The organism is Serratia sp. OS31, assembly GCF_014164835.1.
Lineage (GTDB): Bacteria > Pseudomonadota > Gammaproteobacteria > Enterobacterales > Enterobacteriaceae > Serratia > Serratia liquefaciens_A.
On the sequence record NZ_JACJFQ010000019.1, the window covers coordinates 39706 to 57487 of the forward strand.

Annotated in this window: 16 protein-coding genes; 13 read left to right on the forward strand and 3 right to left on the reverse strand. The window is 56.9% G+C overall.

The genetic code is table 11. The features are described from left to right. The 5 genes from H5P17_RS16275 to H5P17_RS16295 all read left to right on the forward strand — a co-directional run bounded on the left by H5P17_RS16275 (position 1) and on the right by H5P17_RS16295 (position 6393). Positions 1-945, forward strand: a complete 945-nt coding sequence (locus H5P17_RS16275; RefSeq protein ID WP_020828179.1) for an ABC transporter permease — start codon at positions 1-3, stop codon at positions 943-945. Then, positions 935-1741 carry an ABC transporter permease gene (locus tag H5P17_RS16280; RefSeq protein ID WP_044554558.1) on the forward strand — a complete coding sequence of 269 codons (807 nt, stop codon included), beginning with the start codon at positions 935-937 and terminating at the stop codon, positions 1739-1741. Before H5P17_RS16275 ends, H5P17_RS16280 begins: the two co-directional genes overlap by 11 nt. A gap of 46 nt (positions 1742-1787) precedes the next feature. Next, positions 1788-3212, forward strand: coding sequence for an aminobutyraldehyde dehydrogenase (gene patD, locus H5P17_RS16285; protein WP_182824014.1), 1425 nt, complete (start codon positions 1788-1790; stop codon positions 3210-3212). Positions 3213-3298: 86 nt separating this feature from the next. Continuing rightward, the gene (locus H5P17_RS16290; protein ID WP_182824016.1) at positions 3299-5209 is read left to right on the forward strand and encodes an FAD/NAD(P)-binding protein; all 1911 of its coding nucleotides are present in this window, start codon (positions 3299-3301) and stop codon (positions 5207-5209) included. Beyond that, complete coding sequence (locus H5P17_RS16295) at positions 5206-6393, forward strand: cytochrome c (RefSeq protein WP_182824018.1); 1188 nt, start codon at positions 5206-5208, stop codon at positions 6391-6393. Before H5P17_RS16290 ends, H5P17_RS16295 begins: the two co-directional genes overlap by 4 nt. A gap of 37 nt (positions 6394-6430) precedes the next feature. On the opposite strand, the gene hmpA is transcribed toward H5P17_RS16295, so the two are convergent. Further along, entirely contained in the window at positions 6431-7621 is a 1191-nt protein-coding gene (gene hmpA, locus H5P17_RS16300) for an NO-inducible flavohemoprotein (protein WP_182824020.1), read from the reverse strand. A gap of 373 nt (positions 7622-7994) precedes the next feature. Between hmpA and glyA the strand changes: the two genes are divergently transcribed. Both glyA and H5P17_RS16310 read left to right on the forward strand, forming a co-directional pair. After that, positions 7995-9248, forward strand: coding sequence for a serine hydroxymethyltransferase (glyA, locus tag H5P17_RS16305; RefSeq protein ID WP_044554563.1), 1254 nt, complete (start codon positions 7995-7997; stop codon positions 9246-9248). A 155-nt stretch (positions 9249-9403) separates the two neighbouring features. After that, positions 9404-10555 (forward strand): 3-phenylpropionate MFS transporter, encoded by a 1152-nt coding sequence (locus H5P17_RS16310; protein WP_182824022.1) that lies wholly within the window; start codon positions 9404-9406, stop codon positions 10553-10555. Here H5P17_RS16310 and csiE read toward each other — a convergent pair. Next, the gene (gene csiE / locus H5P17_RS16315) at positions 10552-11817 is read right to left on the reverse strand and encodes a stationary phase inducible protein CsiE (protein WP_182824024.1); all 1266 of its coding nucleotides are present in this window, start codon (positions 11815-11817) and stop codon (positions 10552-10554) included. The genes H5P17_RS16310 and csiE overlap by 4 nt on opposite strands. A 144-nt stretch (positions 11818-11961) precedes the next feature. Here csiE and H5P17_RS16320 point away from each other — a divergent pair, with 144 nt between their 5' ends. Both H5P17_RS16320 and H5P17_RS16325 read left to right on the forward strand, forming a co-directional pair. Then, positions 11962-12630 carry a DUF1007 family protein gene (locus H5P17_RS16320; RefSeq protein WP_182824026.1) on the forward strand — a complete coding sequence of 223 codons (669 nt, stop codon included), beginning with the start codon at positions 11962-11964 and terminating at the stop codon, positions 12628-12630. Next, positions 12621-13643: a nickel/cobalt transporter gene (locus H5P17_RS16325; protein ID WP_182824027.1), complete on the forward strand. Its 1023-nt coding sequence runs from the start codon at positions 12621-12623 to the stop codon at positions 13641-13643. Before H5P17_RS16320 ends, H5P17_RS16325 begins: the two co-directional genes overlap by 10 nt. A gap of 68 nt (positions 13644-13711) precedes the next feature. On the opposite strand, the gene suhB is transcribed toward H5P17_RS16325, so the two are convergent. Then, complete coding sequence (gene suhB, locus H5P17_RS16330) at positions 13712-14515, reverse strand: inositol-1-monophosphatase (protein WP_020828168.1); 804 nt, start codon at positions 14513-14515, stop codon at positions 13712-13714. A gap of 119 nt (positions 14516-14634) precedes the next feature. Between suhB and trmJ the strand changes: the two genes are divergently transcribed. The 4 genes from trmJ to iscU all read left to right on the forward strand — a co-directional run bounded on the left by trmJ (position 14635) and on the right by iscU (position 17740). Further along, complete coding sequence (gene trmJ, locus H5P17_RS16335; protein ID WP_020828167.1) at positions 14635-15369, forward strand: tRNA (cytosine(32)/uridine(32)-2'-O)-methyltransferase TrmJ; 735 nt, start codon at positions 14635-14637, stop codon at positions 15367-15369. 195 nt (positions 15370-15564) lie between these two features. Beyond that, complete coding sequence (gene iscR / locus H5P17_RS16340; RefSeq protein ID WP_020828166.1) at positions 15565-16059, forward strand: Fe-S cluster assembly transcriptional regulator IscR; 495 nt, start codon at positions 15565-15567, stop codon at positions 16057-16059. 55 nt (positions 16060-16114) lie between these two features. Then, positions 16115-17329 (forward strand): IscS subfamily cysteine desulfurase, encoded by a 1215-nt coding sequence (locus H5P17_RS16345; RefSeq protein ID WP_044554568.1) that lies wholly within the window; start codon positions 16115-16117, stop codon positions 17327-17329. A gap of 24 nt (positions 17330-17353) precedes the next feature. Next, a complete protein-coding gene (iscU, locus tag H5P17_RS16350) occupies positions 17354-17740 on the forward strand; it encodes a Fe-S cluster assembly scaffold IscU (protein ID WP_012146333.1) in 387 nt (128 codons plus the stop codon). Positions 17741-17782 lie beyond the last annotated feature (42 nt).

The window sequence follows — 17782 nt, forward strand, 5'->3', positions numbered from 1 at the left end:
ATGGAGATGAGCATCGATTATCCCGCGCCGCGCCGCGGTACCTTGCGCACCCTGTCGACCTACTTATATCGTCGGCCGACGCTGTACCTGCTGCTGTTACTGGTGCCGCCGCTGCTGTGGTTTGGCGCGGTCTACCTCGGCTCGCTGCTGACGCTGCTGTGGCAGGGTTTTTACACCTTCGACGACTTCACCATGACGGTGACGCCGGATCTGACTTTCGATAACCTGCGGGCGCTGTTCAACCCCGCCAATTACGACATCATTCTGCGAACGCTGACGATGGCGGTACTGGTGTCCCTGGCCAGCGCGGTGCTGGCGTTTCCGATTGCCTATTATATGGCGCGTTACACCAGCGGCCGCACCAAGGCGTTTTTCTACATCGCGGTGATGATGCCGATGTGGGCCAGTTATATCGTCAAGGCCTACGCCTGGACACTGCTGTTGGCGAAGGATGGCGTAGCGCAATGGTTCCTGCAGCATCTCGGGCTGGAGCCGTTGCTGGCGGCGATCCTGACCGTACCGGGCGTCGGCGGCAACACGCTATCCACCTCCGGGTTGGGCCGTTTTTTGGTGTTTGTTTATATCTGGCTGCCGTTCATGATCCTGCCGATCCAGGCGGCGCTGGAACGCCTGCCTCCTTCGCTGCTGCATGCATCGGCGGATCTGGGTGCCCGACCGGCGCAGACCTTTCGCTACGTGATCCTGCCGCTGGCAGTGCCGGGGATCGCCGCCGGGTCAATTTTCACCTTCTCGCTGACGCTGGGGGACTTTATCGTGCCGCAGCTGGTGGGGCCGCCGGGCTACTTTATCGGCAGCATGGTCTACGCCCAGCAAGGGGCGATCGGCAATATGCCTATGGCCGCGGCCTTTACTCTGGTGCCGATCGTACTGATCGCGATTTATCTTTCCATTGTGAAACGTCTGGGGGCCTTCGATGCACTCTGAACGCGCGCCGTTAGGGCTAAAACTGGCCGCCTGGGGCGGACTGATTTTCCTGCATTTCCCGTTGGCGATTATCGCCCTCTACGCCTTCAACACCGAGGATGCGGCATTCAGCTTCCCGCCAAAGGGGTTTACGCTGCATTGGTTCAGCGTTGCCGCCGGGCGTCAGGACATTATCGATGCGATGCTGCTGTCCGCGCAGATTGCCGCGTTGGCCACCGTCGTGGCACTGGTGCTGGGCACTCTGGCGGCAGCGGCTCTTTACCGGCGTGACTTCTTCGGTAAAGACAGCATTTCGTTGCTGCTGCTGTTGCCGATCGCGCTGCCGGGCATTGTCACCGGTCTGGCACTGCTGGCGGCGTTTAAGGCGTTGAATATCGAACCGGGGGTGCTGACCATCGTCATTGGCCATGCCACCTTCTGCGTGGTGATCGTGTTCAACAACGTGATTGCTCGTTTCCGCCGAACTTCCTACAGCCTGATCGAAGCCTCTATGGATCTCGGTGCCGACGGCTGGCAAACCTTCCGCTACGTGATATTGCCCAACCTTGGCTCGGCGCTGCTGGCCGGAGGCATGCTGGCGTTCGCGTTGTCGTTTGATGAAATCATTGTCACCACCTTCACCGCCGGCCATGAGCGCACGCTACCGCTGTGGTTGCTGAACCAGCTAGGTCGCCCGCGTGATGTGCCGATCACCAACGTGGTGGCGCTGTCGGTGATGTTGCTGACCATGATCCCGATTTTGGGGGCCTATTACCTGACCAAAGGCGGCGAAAGCGTCGCCGGCAGCGGCAAATAACCTCTGACCCTAATGCGTACCAGACATCTTATAAAAGGATAACCCTATGCAAAGCCAACTGTTGATTAACGGCCAACTGGTTACCGGCCAGGGCGAGTTGTTGCCGGTGTATAACCCGGCAACCGGAGAGGTGGTGGTGCAGGTGGCTGAAGCCAGTGCAGAGCAGGTCGATCAGGCGGTATTGGCGGCCGACGCCGCGTTTGTCGAATGGGGCCAGACCACACCGAAAGAACGCGCTGAGCACCTGTTGAAGCTGGCGGACCTGATCGACCACCATGCGGAAACTTTCGCCCGCCTGGAGTCGCTTAACTGCGGCAAACCTTACCACTGCGTATTGAACGATGAGTTGCCGGCGGTGGCGGATGTCTTCCGCTTCTTCGCCGGTGCCAGCCGTTGCCTGAGTGGGCTGGCGGCCGGTGAATACCTGGCCGGGCACACGTCGATGATCCGCCGTGATCCGTTGGGCGTGGTGGCCTCGATCGCCCCCTGGAACTACCCGCTGATGATGGCGGCATGGAAGCTGGCTCCGGCATTGGCGGCAGGGAACTGCGTGGTGCTCAAGCCTTCGGAACAAACCCCGCTGACCACCTTCAAGCTGGCAGAGCTGGCCGCCGATGTGTTCCCTGCGGGCGTATTCAACGTGCTGTTTGGCCGTGGCGCCAGCGTCGGTGACCGGCTGACCGGCCATGACAAAGTGCGTATGGTATCGCTGACCGGCTCAATCGCTACCGGCGAACACATCATTGCCCATACCGCGCCCGGCATTAAACGTACCCATATGGAGCTGGGCGGCAAAGCACCGGTGCTGGTGTTCGACGACGCCGATCTGCAACAGGTGGTCGAGGGCATCCGCAGCTTTGGTTTCTACAACGCCGGGCAGGATTGTACCGCCGCCTGCCGGATTTACGCCCAGAAAGGCATTTACCCGCAGCTGGTGAAAGCCTTGGGTGAGGCTATCGGCAGCCTGAAAATGGGCCGGCCGGAAGATCCTGACAGCGAACTCGGCCCGTTGATCACCGCTCAGCATCTGGAGCGGGTGGTGGGTTTTGTCGATAGAGCCAAGGCGCTGCCGCACGTGCAGGTGGTGACCGGTGGTGAGCGAGTCAACGGCCCCGGCTATTATTTCCAGCCAACGCTGCTGGCCGGTGCGCGCCAGGAAGACGAGATTGTGCAGCGCGAAGTGTTCGGCCCGGTGGTGACCGTCACGGCATTCGAGGACGAGGCGCAGGTGTTGGCCTGGGCCAACGAGTCACAGTATGGCCTGGCGTCGTCGCTGTGGACCCGGGATGTCGGCCGGGCACACCGTCTAAGCGCTCGTCTGCAGTATGGCTGCACCTGGGTGAATACCCATTTCATGCTGGTGAGTGAAATGCCGCACGGGGGGCAAAAGCTGTCCGGTTACGGCAAGGATATGTCGATGTATGGTCTGGAAGACTACACTGCGATACGTCATGTGATGTTCAAACATTGATTTTACTGTATTTATCCGCAAAATAACGCGGCCTTCAGACCGGCCCCGCCGGTCTGATGATAATAAAAACTGAAAGGAAGCCAATTATGGGCATCACCAGACGCGATTTTCTTAATGGAGTGGCGATCACCATCGCTGCCGGGCTGACGCCGATGCAGATCCTGCGGGCATCGCCGCAAACTGCCAATCAAACCCTTTACTATCCGCCGACGCTGACAGGGTTGCGGGGCAACCACCCCGGTTCCTTTGAACATGCCCACCAATTGGGGCGTGACGGCAGGGCCTTCGATTTTGCCGCCGTACCGGCGACGGAAGAGTTTGATCTGGTGGTGGTCGGTGCCGGGATCAGCGGGCTGGCGGCAGCTTGCTTCTGGCAGCAAATGAAGGGGACGCAGCAGCGTATTCTGCTGATCGACAATCATGATGATTTTGGCGGCCACGCCAAACGCAATGAATTCAGCAGTGAGAACGGGACGATCCTCGGCTATGGCGGCAGCGAGTCGTTGCAGTCGCCGCGTTCCAACTTTAGCCCGGTGGCGATGGGCCTGCTGAAGAAGCTGGGCGTCAGCATCGACAACCTGGAAAAGGCTTTCGACACCACCTTTTACCCCAATCTGAACCTGAGTCGCGGCGTCTATTTCGACCGTAAGAACTTTGGCGTCGACAAAGTGGTGAGCGGTGACCCTGGGCGTATGGTGGCGGATGATATTCCGCACGACCGCCTCAATGGCCGCTCCTATGAAGCCTTTATCGGCGATTTCCCGCTGCCGGAAAGTGACCGCCAGGCGCTGATTGCACTGCATACGGTGGACAAAGACTACCTGCCGGAAATGAGCCAGGAGCAGAAAAGCGAGTGGCTCGACAAGCACAGCTATACCGAATTCCTGCGTGAAAAGGTGGGCCTGAGCGAAATGGCCATTCGCTATTTTCAGCAGACCACCAGCGACTTCCAGGCGGTGGGGATTGACGCGACCTCGTGCAGCGACGCCCGCATTTGTGACCTGCCGGGCCTGAACGGCATGAATTTACCGCCGCTGGACGAAGAGTCGCAGGCGGATCTCGACGATCCTTACGTGTTCCACTTCCCGGACGGCAACGCCACCCTGACGCGTTTGATGGTACGTCATCTGATCCCGGCCGTTTCACCTGGCGGCAAAGACATGAATGACATCGTTCTCGCCAGGTTTGATTACAGCCAGCTCGACCGGGCCGAGTCACCGGTAAAACTGCGATTGAACAGCACCGGACTGCACGCAGCCAACGTTGGTGATAAGGTCGAAGTGACCTACATGACCGGAGAGAAGATGACCAAGGTGCGCGCCGGCCAGGTGGTGATGGCCGGGTATAACATGATGATCCCTTACCTGGTGCCGGAAATGTCGGCCGAACAGCAAGAGGCGCTGAAGCAGAACGTGAAGTCGCCGCTGGTGTACAGCAAAGTGGTGATCCGCAACTGGCAGCCGTTTATCAAACTGGGCGTGCACGAAGTTTACTCCCCAACCGCCCCTTATTGCCGCGTGAAGCTGGATTATCCGGTGAGCATGGGCGGCTATCAGCATCCCAGCGATCCTGACCAGCCGATTGGCCTGCATATGGTGTACGTGCCGACGTTGGCAGGCAGCGGACTCAGCCCGCGTGAACAGTCTCGCAAAGGCCGCGCCCTGCTGCTGGGGACGCCGTTTGAAGCGCATGAACAGATGATCCGCGAACAGTTGCAAGGCATGCTGGGGTCTGCCGGCTTCGATCATCAGCGCGATATTGAAGCCATTACCGTTAACCGCTGGTCACACGGTTACTCTTACTTCCTTAACGGGCTGTTTGACGATGAGGACGAGGCGAAGAAGATCATTGAGACAGCGCGCCAGCCGATCGGCAAAATCGTGATTGCCAACTCGGATTCAGACTGGAGCCCGTACGCCAACTCGGCGATCGACCAGGCATGGCGCGCGGTCAATGAGCTGGCCTATGGCAAGGTTGCCGCGAAGGAGGGAGCATGAGAATGCGTTCACTGTATTTGCTGACCTTACTGGCGGCGGGCGGCTCGGCCCAGGCGATGTCGGCCGGGGAATACGTGGCCAAGGCCGGTGACTGTACCGCCTGCCATACCGCGCCGGGGGGCGCCTTGTTTGCCGGCGGCATGAAATTCCCGACCCCGCTGGGCAATATTTACGCCACCAATATCACGCCGGACCAACAGCATGGCATCGGTGCTTATTCTTTTGACGAGTTTGATCGGGCCATGCGTCAGGGGATCGCTAAAGATGGCCACCGGCTTTATCCGGCGATGCCCTATACCTCTTACGCCAAAATGAATGCGGAAGATATGCGTGCGCTGTATGACTACCTGATGAAGGAAGTACCGGCGCAGAATACCGCCAACCGCGACAGTGACATCAGTTGGCCGTTGTCGATGCGCTGGCCGCTGGCGGTATGGAATCAACTGTTCCATGACGATACGCCTTACCAGCCGGACCACAACCAGAGCGCAGAGTGGAATCGCGGCGCCTATTTGGTTCAGGGGGCGGGGCACTGCGGCAGTTGCCATACGCCGCGTGGCTGGGCGATGCAGGAAAAAGGTCTGGACAGCAAAGAGCCGGCCTTCCTGAGCGGCGCCGAGCTGGACGGTTGGTACGCTTCCGGGTTACGCGGAATGAAACAGGAACAAGTGGTTGCCCTGTTGAAAACCGGGCGCAGCCAACATGCGGCGGTTTCCGGGCCGATGAGCGAAGTGGTGAGCCACAGTACGCAGTATCTTACCGAGGGCGATCTGAACGCTATGGCCACCTATTTGCACAGTCTGGCGGCGGAACAACCTGCGGCGCAGAAAGTGACGCCGCTGGCCGCCGACCATCAGCAGGCGGGGCAGCGCAGCTATGCGATGTACTGTTCAACCTGTCATGGCAATAAGGGCGAGGGCAGCGACAACACCATTCCTGCGTTGGCGGGCAACACGACGGTGACGGCAGAAAATCCGATCACTGCGCTGCGCGTGGTGCTGGAAGGTGCACACACGCCAATCACCCAACACGCCACCGCGATCGCCATGCCGGGCTATGCCTGGGCACTGGATGACCAGCAGGCAGCCGATTTGATGAGCTATCTAAGAGGCAGTTGGGGGAATCAGGCGGCACCGGTGACGGCGCAGCAGGTGCAGGAGACGCGCAAGCTGGCGGAGAAATAACATCAGGGCGCGGCATCACAGGCCGCGCCCTTTTCAATTACATCACCTTGTGTGGGCCGAAGCATTCGTAGTGGATACGATCGGCACTGACGCCCATCTCCAGCAGCTGTTTGCCTACGTGCTGCATAAAGGGTACCGGTCCGCAGAAGTAGTAATGCATCTGCGGGGTGCTGAGCGTTTCGCGCAGGGCGCTGAGATCCATCAGGCCACGGCTCTGGTAGTCTCGGCCTTCAACATCATTAGCATTCGGTTGGTTGTACCACACGTGGCGGCTCAGGTTTGGCATGCGCCCGGCGATGTCCGCCACTTCATCGGCAAAGGCGTGAACGCTGCCGTTTTCCGCCGCGTGCAGCCAGTGCACGTCTGCCTGATGTCGGTTATCGTGCAGGGTATTGAGCATGCCGAGCATGGGCGTTTGGCCAACGCCGGCGGAGATCAACGCCACTGGAGTATCCGGCTTGGCTTCGAGGAAGAAATCCCCGTGCGGCGGAGCAAGGTAAATCACGTCGCCTTCTTTGGCCTGCTGATGCAGGAAGTTCGAAACCTTACCCTGATCTTCACGCTTCACCGCAATGCGATAGTATTCGCCGTTCGGGGAGGTGGTCAGCGAGTATTGGCGAATCTCCTGGTTCTCCATGCTGTCGTGCTTGATATACACCGCCAGGTATTGCCCCGGTTTGAAGTCGATGACCCGGCCACCGTCAACCGGCGCCAGCACGAAGCTGCAAATCACCTCGCTCTGCGGCTGTTTTTTGACGATGCGGAAAGCGCGCAGATCGCGCCAGCCACCGTCGGCGCTTTCGCTGGCCTGATAAATCTGGCCTTCACGCTGGATAAACACGTCCGCCAGTACGCCATAGGCTTTGCCCCAGGCATCCAGCACTTCCTGACCCGGGCTGAACATTTCGTCGAGAGTTGCCAGTAAATGGCCACCGACAATCTGATATTGATCCGGCTGAATATTCAGGCTGGTGTGCTTCTGGGCAATACGTTCTACCGCCGGCAGCAGCGCCGCCAGATTTTCGATATTCGCGGCATAGGCGCAGATCGCATCGAACAGCGCCTGACGCTGATCGCCATTGCGCTGATTGTTCATATTGAACACGTCTTTTAGTTCGGGATTGTGCTCGAACATACGATCGTAGAAATGTGCGGTCAGCTTCGGCCCGGTAGCGGCCAGCAGGGGAATGGTAGATTTTACGGTGGCGATGGTTTGGCTATCCAGCATGGCAGCGCTCCTTGGTCGTTCATTATTGGAATAATCTAATGATGCATTTTAAATGCATCTTTAAGTTTAAGCGCATCCTAACGGTTTCTGTGGTGGCTGTAAATACCCCTGTTTTTGTTGCGGGGTCGGCGAGCGGCGATCCCGCTCACAGAACATGAAAAAACCGCATTCTCAGCATGAGTAAAAGTCCGTTGCCGAATGGGGGGATTTATCGGATCAAAGCCTTGCCGCGCCTAATGCCAATCGTTTGCGTAAAAACCTCTGTCAAGGCCTATCCTCAGTAGGGGGAAACAGTTTACACTGTGCCCCAGAACCCAAACGGGTAGTTATTTGGTGATTTTTTAGTTAGCCGATTTAAGTCAGGAGAAGCCGGATGTTAAAGCGTGAAATGAACATTGCTGATTACGATGCCGAACTGTGGCGTGCAATGGAGCAAGAAGTGGTGCGTCAGGAAGAGCACATTGAGCTGATTGCGTCTGAGAACTACACCAGCCCGCGCGTGATGCAGGCTCAGGGTTCCCAGCTGACCAACAAATACGCTGAAGGTTATCCGGGCAAGCGTTATTACGGCGGCTGCGAATACGTGGATATCGTTGAGCAACTGGCTATCGACCGTGCCAAAGAGCTGTTCGGTGCCGATTACGCCAACGTACAGCCGCACTCCGGCTCCCAGGCTAACTTCGCCGTTTACACCGCGCTGCTGCAGCCGGGCGACACCATTTTGGGGATGAACCTGGCGCACGGCGGCCACCTGACCCACGGTTCACCGGTTAACCTGTCCGGCAAGCTGTATAACGTGGTGCCTTACGGCATCGACGAAAAAGGCCAAATCGATTACGAAGACCTGGCCAAGCAGGCGCAAACCCACAAGCCAAAAATGATCATCGGCGGCTTCTCTGCCTTCTCCGGTATCGTTGACTGGGCAAAAATGCGTGAAATCGCCGACAGCATCGGCGCTTACCTGTTCGTCGATATGGCGCACGTTGCGGGCCTGATCGCCGCCGGTGTTTATCCGAACCCGGTTCCACACGCTCACATCGTGACCACCACCACCCACAAAACCCTGGCGGGTCCGCGCGGCGGCCTGATCCTGGCGAAAGGCGGTGATGAAGATCTGTACAAGAAGCTGAACTCCGCCGTGTTCCCGGGCGGGCAGGGCGGCCCGCTGATGCACGTGATTGCCGGTAAAGCGGTAGCGCTGAAAGAAGCGATGGAGCCTGAGTTCAAGATCTACCAGCAGCAAGTGGCCGATAACGCCAAAGCGATGGTGGAAGTGTTCCTGGAGCGCGGTTACAAAGTGGTTTCCGGTGGTACCCATAACCACCTGTTCCTGTTGGATCTGGTTGACAAGAATCTGACCGGTAAAGAAGCTGACGCCGCCCTGGGCCGCGCTAACATCACCGTGAACAAAAACAGCGTGCCAAACGATCCTAAGAGCCCGTTCGTCACCTCTGGCGTGCGTATCGGTACTCCGGCAGTGACTCGCCGTGGTTTCAAAGAAGCTGAAGTGCGTGAGCTGGCCGGCTGGATCTGCGACGTGTTGGACAACATCAACGATGAAGCCACCATCGAACGCACCAAGAAGAAAGTGTTGGATATCTGCGCCCGCCTGCCGGTTTACGCCTAATTCCGCTTTCTGTTTAAAAACCCGCTTCGGCGGGTTTTTTTATGCTTGTGGTCGGTAAACTGTGAACTGTCTTGCACTCTATGGACTCGCTCCTGAATGTACATTGCTAGCCAGTGTGAGCTCTGTCAAAGTATTGCCTTCACACCGGAGGGATCATGGTTCTGCAATCAACACGTTGGCTCGCTCTCAGTTATTTCACCTACTTCTTTTCTTACGGCATCTTCTTACCCTTTTGGGGCGTTTGGTTAAAAGGCGAGGGCATACCGCCTGAAACCATCGGTATTCTGCTCGGCGCCGGGTTGGTTGCGCGTTTCCTCGGAAGTTTGCTGATTGCTCCCCGGGTTAAGGATCCCTCTCATTTGGTGACGGCTTTGCGGCTGCTGGCATTGCTGACGCTGGCTTTTGCCATCGGGTTCTGTTTCGGTAACGGCTGGGGCTGGCTGATGTTGGTGATTGCCGGTTTCAACCTGTTCTTTTCGCCGTTGGTGCCGCTGACCGACGCGCTAGCCGCGACCTGGCAAAAACAGATCACCATGGATTACGGCCGGGTCAGACTGTGGGGCTCGCTGGCGTTTGTCATCGGTTCGGCGCTGACCGGACAGATGGTGTCTGTTTGGGGCCACAACGCCATACTTTACAGCCTGATCATCAGTATTTTGGCGATGCTGTTGGGCATGATGCTGAAACCGAGCGTGATGCCACAGGGGGAAGCGCGCAGCCACAGCGAAGCCGACCGCTCATTGCGTGAGATGCTAAAGGAAGGGCCGGTTTGGCGTTTCCTGCTGTGCGTTACGCTGCTGCAAGGCGCGCACGCCGGCTATTACAGCTTTGGTTCGATCTATTGGCAGGAAGCGGGCTATTCGGCTTCGACCATTGGCTACCTGTGGTCGCTTGGCGTGGTGGCGGAAGTGATCATTTTCGCCAGCAGTAATTTCCTGTTCCGACGTTGGAATGCGCGCAATCTGCTGCTGCTTTCCGCTTGCTGTGGCGTACTGCGCTGGAGCCTGATGGCGAGCAGTACCGAACTGGGATGGCTGCTGGTGATCCAAATTTTGCATTGCGGCACCTTCACCGTTTGCCATCTGGCGGCGATGCGTTTTATCGCCGCGCGCAAAGGGCCGGAAGTGATCCGGCTGCAGGCGGTCTACTCGGCGCTGGCGATGGGGGGCGGGATTGCGATTATGACGGTGATTGCCGGCTTCCTGTTCGAGTATCTGCAGGGCGGGGTGTTCTGGGTGATGGCCGCGGTGGCTCTGCCGGCGCTGTTTATTCGCCCGCCGGCGGTGGCGGTCAGCGGCAGCCGTTAAGCGGTTTCCAGCAGCGCACGGATGGCTTTGCGCTGCTGGCGTTCCAACGGCAACACGGTATAAATCAGCGGCGGCTGCGGTTCATTGTATTGTGCGGCATAGGGGGTGATCACCAGCGTGACCCCCTGCGGTGCGCCGGATCGCAGATAGTCGCGCAGCGGCAGGTATTTGATGTTCAATGGCAGCAGCGTTAATTCGCGGATTTGATACTCCACTTCCTCTTCCAACTGCGGGTTGTCCAGCGTCAGCAACAGCACCTGCTTTTCCTGCAGCGCATTGCCTTGCATCAGCCAGGCCCCAAAACTGATGGCGACCAATCCCGCTTCTTCGCTGGAAAAATGAATGTCGTACTCCTGCTCCAACGGCGCCAGCGCCTCTTGTGCGGTACGCATCAGCCGCGGGTACTTGCGCTCGACCTCTTCCAGCAGCTGGTTATCGATACCAATCTCAAAGCGACAGCGCTCCACCGCCGGCGCCAGATGGGCAAATAATTGACTGATCAAATCCTCTTTGCTGCTGAACGTCATGCCGGAGATCTGTTGGAATCGTTCGACCATATTTTCAATTGCCGCCATCAGCCTCAGGTCTTCCGCTGAGTCGTTACTGTGGTAGCTGTGATTTTTCAGCATGGTGAACATCAGTACCAGAAAGTCGCTTTCGCTTGCCTCGGGCTGCAGGGCAAAGAGCCGATTCAGCGAGTGATGCAGCCTGCCGGCCGCCTGGCATTCCGGCTTCTGACGCAGCCAGTCGCGCTGAATCGGGCTGAAAGTGGGGTGCCGCTGGCGCTGGCCTTCCCAGGCGCAGTAGCGCAGGTAGTGCTGCAGAAACTGACGATCGCGTCGATCGAAACTGCGTTCGAGCAACGCTTCACATTCGCCGATGCACTGTTCCAACTCTGGCGTCAGGTCTGCCACTCGCCCCAGCGCCTGCTGTAACCACTGGGAAAAGTGACGTTCGACAAACTCCGGGCTGCAGCGCAGGGTTCGTCGCAGCCAGTGGATCAGGCAGAGGCGTTGGTTGAGCGCGCTGCCTCTGATCCGGTAGCCTTCGTCGGGGTTGCCGTCAATTTCCAGGTGATGGAAACGCTGGATTTCAGTGGCAACCTCGGCTATATCTTGCCGGGTGATGAGGGGGGCGACGCCATTAATTTGGCTGATAGTCTCCAGTTGTACTGCGGGCACCGGCGCGTACAGCATCAATAACAGATGGCAGCGTCGCTGTTGACCGGAGAGCTCAGGCACGGGGGAGGTGTCCAGGCTCATATCACCTTCTGGCGGGTAACGTTTAAATTATGAATAAGCATAGCAAAAGGCGATGCGCGGCGCGGCGACGGCACCCGGTTTTACTTCGGCTTACAACTTTCGTCACAATTATTGGCTGTAATGGCGATGGTTTAAGTTTGGTTGATGTTACTTTATAACAATAATGAGTATCGTTTGATGATGAAGTTACGACTTATTCTGGCCGGTTTTTTGACGCTTTTTAGCGCCGGTGCTGTCGCTCACCCACACAGCTTTATTGATATGAACACCACTTTCGTGGCTAAGGATCAACAGCTGATTGGCTTGAAAATGGTTTGGGTTATGGACGAAATTACCTCGGCGGATCTGCTCTACGATGCGGAAAATGCCAAAGACGACTCGGAAGTGTGGAAGAAATTGGCGGCGCAGGTGATGGCCAACGTGCTTGGCCAACACTATTTCACCGACGTGTATCGCGACGGCAAACGAGTGAAATATTTGAACCTGCCGACGGAATATCACCTGTCGCGTCAGGGGCATCAGGCGGTGCTGGAGTTTGTGTTGCCGCTGGCCGAGCCGCAGCCGCTGGCGGGCAAGCCGTTTGAAATCGCCACTTACGATCCCACCTACTTTGTCGATATGACCTATAAAGATAAAACGGCGCTGCATTTACCGCCGGAAATGGCCGCCCAATGCAAGTTCAAGCTGATGACGCCAAAACCGAACTCCTCCTTGCAGGCTTATGCGTTATCCCTCGATAAGAACGATTCCCCCGGTGAAGATATGGAACTGGGGCAACAGTTTGCGCAGAGGGTCAGTCTGCAATGTCAATAAATCTCAGCCAGCCCGCCACGCGTAAACGGCACTGGGCCTTCAGCCTGTGGCCGCTGTTGCTGTTTGCGCTGCTGCTGGTACTGGGAGCCCGGTTGGCGTGGCACTATTGGCCGCAGTTGCTGTTGCAAAGCGTGGTGTGGCAAAAAGGTTTGCATCTGCAGATGGCCGATCTGTTGCAGCAGGTCAAAGCGGCACCGCAGCAAGCCGGATTGGCCTTGATGCTGTTCAGCATGAGCTATGGGGTGCTGCATGCGCTCGGTCCCGGCCACGGCAAGGTGGTGATTACCACCTATCTGGCGACCCACCCGGCGCGGCTGAAAAGCAGCCTGAAACTGACCTTTGCCGCCTCGCTGGTGCAGGGGCTGGTGGCTATCGCCCTGGTAACTCTGATGCTGGTTGTGCTGCAACTGTCATCCCGGCAGTTGCATCAGAGCAGTTTCTGGCTGGAGAAGGGCAGTTTTGTTCTGGTGATGTTGCTCGGCGTGCTGCTCACTTGGCGCGCGTTGAAGCGTTTGTATCACGCGGTGAAAACCCTGCGTCCGCAACCGGCGCTGCGAATCAACAGCCTGCAACCTTTGCCGGCGGATCACGTTCACAGCGAGCATTGTGGCTGTGGTCACCGCCATTTGCCGAGTGATACAGAGCTGCAGGCCGGCAGCGACTGGCGTACACAGACCGCCATCGTGTTGGCGATGGGCATGCGGCCCTGCTCGGGGGCGATACTGGTGTTGCTGTTTTCCAAGGTGATTGGCGTTTTCGCCTGGGGGGTGGTTTCCGCATTGGCGATGGCGCTCGGCACTTCACTGACCATCTCGTTACTGGCCTTACTGGTGCATTACAGCCGCCGATTGGCGGTGCGACTTAGCCGCTCCCGCGCTCCCGCCGCCTGGAGTGCGGTGGCCTGGGGTTCGCTGGCGCTGGCCGGTGGTTTGATCTTGTTGTTTGCCGGGCTGCTGCTGTACACCAGCGCCCAGCCGGAATTCGGCGGCGGCATTCGGCCTTTCTCCCGCTAACGGGCATAAAAAAAGCGCTGCAATCATTGCAGCGCTTTTTCTTTATTCAGGACTTCTACTTCGCGAGATTAACGCTTCAGCGCTTCGCTCAGTTCATCACGCATGGTGGAAAGCATGGCTTTCACTACGCGTGGGTTACCGGCTACCACGTTGCCGGAGCTGAAGTGGTTGTGGCCGCCAACGAAGTCGGTCACCAGGCCGCCAGATTCGCGCACCAGCAGTTCACCCGCGGCGAAATCCCATGGCTTCAGGCCAATTTCGAAGAAACCGTCCACGCGACCGGCAGCCACGTAGGCCAGATCCAGTGCGGCAGAACCGGTACGACGGAAGTCGGCACACTGGGTAAACAGTTTGCCAACCACGTTGATGTATGGCGTTGCGTGCTGCTTCACCTTGAACGGGAAGCCGGTTGCCAGGATGGTGCCATCCAGGTCTTTGGCGTTGGTGCCGCGCAGACGGTAACCGTTGAGCTGTGCGCCCTGACCGCGGGTAGCGGTGAACAGTTCGTTACGCATTGGATCGTAAACCACAGCGACTTCGGTACGGCCTTTAATGCGTACAGCGATAGAGACTGAGAAGTGTGGGAAACGTTTGATGAAGTTTGATGTGCCATCCAGTGGATCGATCACCCATTGTACGTCTTTATCTTCGCCGACCAATTCGCCGCGTTCTTCGGTAACAATAGTATGTTGCGGATAGGACTTGCGAATGACTTCGATGATCAGATGCTCTGCATCGCGATCGACGTTAGTGACAAAGTCATTGGTCCCTTTTTGACTCGCTTCTACAGCGTCTGGGGTTTCGTAGTTTTTGGCAATCAGGTTACCGGCCTTGCGCGCAGCGCGCACGGCGATCGTCAGCATCGGATGCATGGGTATCTTCCAACTAGGATGTTAAAGAACAGGAAACGGCGCGAAGTATAGCAGGTGTTCGGTAAAATGCCTACGGCTGTGTTAAGATGCTGTGATTTTCCGCTACGCTCAGAGTTTGTATGCTGCATAACATCCGCATTGTTCTGGTAGAAACCTCTCATACCGGCAACATGGGCTCGACCGCCAGAGCCATGAAAACCATGGGGCTAACCAACCTTTATCTGGTTAACCCGCTGATAAAACCCGATTCTCAGGCGATCGCCCTGGCCGCTGGCGCCAGCGATGTGATCGGCAACGCCACTATTGTTGACACTTTGGACGACGCTATTGCTGGCTGTAGCCTGGTGGTGGGTACCAGCGCGCGTTCACGCACTTTGCCGTGGCCGATGCTGGAACCCCGTGAATGCGGCGTACGCGCGGTGCACGAAGGTGAACATGCGCCAGTGGCGTTGGTCTTCGGCCGTGAACGTGTCGGCCTGACCAATGACGAACTGCAAAAGTGTCATTATCACGTTGCCATTCCTGCCAACCCGGATTACAGCTCGCTGAATTTGGCGATGGCGGTGCAGATCCTGGCCTATGAAGTGCGCGTGGCTTACCTCGATCGTCAACAGGCGGGCGTGCCGCCATTGGAAGAGACGCCGTATCCGCTGGTGGATGACCTCGAGCGTTTCTATCAGCACCTGGAACAAACGCTGCAAAATAGCGGCTTCATTCGTCCGTCCCATCCGGGGCAGGTGATGAGTCGTTTACGCCGTTTATTCACCCGCGCACGGCCGGAAGCTCAAGAGCTGAATATTCTGCGCGGCATGCTGACGTCGATAGAGAAACAGGATAAACAGCAAGGTCATTAATTTTAGGGTTGCGTAACGGTTAAAGGTAATAGCATTAGTTATCCAAGGGTTATAACATGTATTTTATATGCATTTTGCATGGCTAAGTACAAAATGTGCTAATACTTGAGTAAATTACTAGGTTAAATAGTTGACTGATTTACTCGGGAATGTCAGACTTTCGGCCATGTTTGACCAACAGGTAACCACTTAGCTATGAGACTGACATCTAAAGGCCGTTATGCCGTAACCGCTATGCTTGACGTGGCATTGCACTCCCAGGAAGGGCCAGTCCCTCTGGCGGATATTTCTGAGCGCCAAGGTATCTCGCTCTCTTATCTGGAACAATTATTCTCCCGTCTGCGTAAAAATGGCCTGGTGGCCAGCGTACGCGGACCGGGCGGTGGTTATCTGCTGGGCAAAGACGCGGGTGAGATTGCCGTTGGTGCAGTTATCACTGCCGTCGATGAATCGGTAGATGCAACCCGTTGCCAGGGTAAAGAAGGCTGTCAGGGTGGCGATCGCTGCCTGACCCATACCCTGTGGCGCGATCTGAGCGAGCGCATCAGCGGGTTCCTGAACAACATTACGCTGGCTGAACTGGTGAACAACCAGGAAGTGCTGGTGGTGGCGGACCGTCAAAACAACGATACCCGTCGCACGGCCAACGGTCGTCCGCAAGAAACTATCAACGTTAATCTGCGCGCATAAGCAGCTGGCGATACTTTTTTTAGTTTTTGGAAGTGATGTACGGAGCACAAGAGCAATGAAATTACCGATTTATCTGGATTACTCAGCAACGACGCCGGTTGATCCGCGCGTCGCTGAGAAAATGATGCAGTTTTTGACTCTGGACGGGACTTTCGGTAACCCGGCTTCCCGTTCCCACCGTTTCGGGTGGCAGGCGGAAGAAGCGGTAGATATCGCCCGTAACCAAATTGCTGAACTGGTTGGCGCTGACCCGCGCGAAATCGTGTTCACTTCCGGAGCAACCGAATCCGACAACCTGGCGATTAAAGGCGCTGCCAATTTCTATCAAAAGAAAGGCAAGCACATCATCACCAGCAAAACCGAACATAAAGCCGTGCTGGACACCTGTCGCCAGCTCGAGCGTGAAGGCTTTGAAGTGACTTACCTGGCACCGCAAAGCAACGGTATCATCAGCCTGCAAGCCCTCGAAGCCGCGATGCGTGAAGACACCATTCTGGTTTCGATCATGCACGTGAACAACGAAATCGGCGTGGTGCAGGATATCGAAGCTATCGGCGAAATGTGCCGCGCGCGCGGTATCATCTACCACGTTGATGCGACCCAGAGCGTGGGCAAACTGCCTATCGACCTGAGCAAGCTGAAAGTCGATCTGATGTCCTTCTCCGGCCACAAGATTTATGGCCCGAAAGGCATCGGTGCGCTGTACGTGCGTCGTAAACCGCGTATCCGTATCGAAGCCCAGATCCACGGCGGCGGTCATGAGCGCGGTATGCGTTCAGGTACGTTGCCAGTGCATCAGATCGCCGGTATGGGTGAAGCCTACCGTATCGCCAAAGAAGAAATGCCGACTGAAATGGCGCGCCTGCGTACGCTGCGTGACCGTCTGTGGAACGGCGTGAAAGATATGGAAGAAGTGTATCTGAACGGCGATCTGGAACACGGCGTTCCTAACATCCTGAATGTCAGCTTCAACTATGTTGAAGGTGAATCGCTGATCATGGCGCTGAAAGACCTTGCCGTCTCTTCAGGTTCCGCCTGTACCTCTGCCAGCCTTGAGCCATCTTACGTGCTGCGCGCGTTGGGTATGACCGACGAGTTGGCGCATAGCTCGATCCGTTTCTCCCTGGGGCGTTTCACCACGGAAGAAGAGATCGATTACACCATTCAACTGGTGCGTAAATCCATTGGCCGTCTGCGTGACCTGTCTCCACTGTGGGATATGTTCAAGCAGGGCGTGGATATCAACAGCATCGAATGGGCACATCATTAATTCTCAGGATTCAGGAGCAAGGTCATGGCTTACAGCGAAAAAGTAATCGATCACTATGAAAACCCGCGTAACGTGGGTTCTTTCGACAACGAAGATCCTAGCGTCGGCAGCGGTATGGTTGGCGCACCGGCTTGTGGCGACGTCATGAAGCTGCAGATCAAAGTCAACAATGAAGGCATCATTGAAGACGCGCGTTTCAAAACTTACGGCTGCGGTTCCGCCATCGCCTCCAGCTCGCTGGTGACCGAATGGATGAAAGGCAAATCTCTTGATCAGGCCGAAGCGATCAAAAACACCCAGATCGCCGAAGAACTGGAATTACCGCCGGTAAAAATTCACTGCTCTATTCTGGCGGAAGACGCCATTAAAGCAGCGATTGCCGACTACAAGAGCAAACACAGCGCCAAGTAATTTTTTTGAGTCATTTAGCCCAGCCTTGGTTGGGCTTTGAAG

Excerpts from the sequence above, each read along its gene's own strand:
- H5P17_RS16275 (WP_020828179.1), top strand. The coding sequence starts at position 1 with ATGGAGATGAGCATCGATTATCCCGCGCCGCGCCGCGGTACCTTGCGC.
- H5P17_RS16280 (WP_044554558.1), top strand. The coding sequence starts at position 935 with ATGCACTCTGAACGCGCGCCGTTAGGGCTAAAACTGGCCGCCTGGGGC.
- patD (WP_182824014.1), top strand. The coding sequence starts at position 1,788 with ATGCAAAGCCAACTGTTGATTAACGGCCAACTGGTTACCGGCCAGGGC.
- H5P17_RS16290 (WP_182824016.1), top strand. The coding sequence starts at position 3,299 with ATGGGCATCACCAGACGCGATTTTCTTAATGGAGTGGCGATCACCATC.
- H5P17_RS16295 (WP_182824018.1), top strand. The coding sequence starts at position 5,206 with ATGAGAATGCGTTCACTGTATTTGCTGACCTTACTGGCGGCGGGCGGC.
- hmpA (WP_182824020.1), bottom strand. The coding sequence starts at position 7,621 with ATGCTGGATAGCCAAACCATCGCCACCGTAAAATCTACCATTCCCCTG.
- glyA (WP_044554563.1), top strand. The coding sequence starts at position 7,995 with ATGTTAAAGCGTGAAATGAACATTGCTGATTACGATGCCGAACTGTGG.
- H5P17_RS16310 (WP_182824022.1), top strand. The coding sequence starts at position 9,404 with ATGGTTCTGCAATCAACACGTTGGCTCGCTCTCAGTTATTTCACCTAC.
- csiE (WP_182824024.1), bottom strand. The coding sequence starts at position 11,817 with ATGAGCCTGGACACCTCCCCCGTGCCTGAGCTCTCCGGTCAACAGCGA.
- H5P17_RS16320 (WP_182824026.1), top strand. The coding sequence starts at position 11,962 with ATGTTACTTTATAACAATAATGAGTATCGTTTGATGATGAAGTTACGA.
- H5P17_RS16325 (WP_182824027.1), top strand. The coding sequence starts at position 12,621 with ATGTCAATAAATCTCAGCCAGCCCGCCACGCGTAAACGGCACTGGGCC.
- suhB (WP_020828168.1), bottom strand. The coding sequence starts at position 14,515 with ATGCATCCGATGCTGACGATCGCCGTGCGCGCTGCGCGCAAGGCCGGT.
- trmJ (WP_020828167.1), top strand. The coding sequence starts at position 14,635 with ATGCTGCATAACATCCGCATTGTTCTGGTAGAAACCTCTCATACCGGC.
- iscR (WP_020828166.1), top strand. The coding sequence starts at position 15,565 with ATGAGACTGACATCTAAAGGCCGTTATGCCGTAACCGCTATGCTTGAC.
- H5P17_RS16345 (WP_044554568.1), top strand. The coding sequence starts at position 16,115 with ATGAAATTACCGATTTATCTGGATTACTCAGCAACGACGCCGGTTGAT.
- iscU (WP_012146333.1), top strand. The coding sequence starts at position 17,354 with ATGGCTTACAGCGAAAAAGTAATCGATCACTATGAAAACCCGCGTAAC.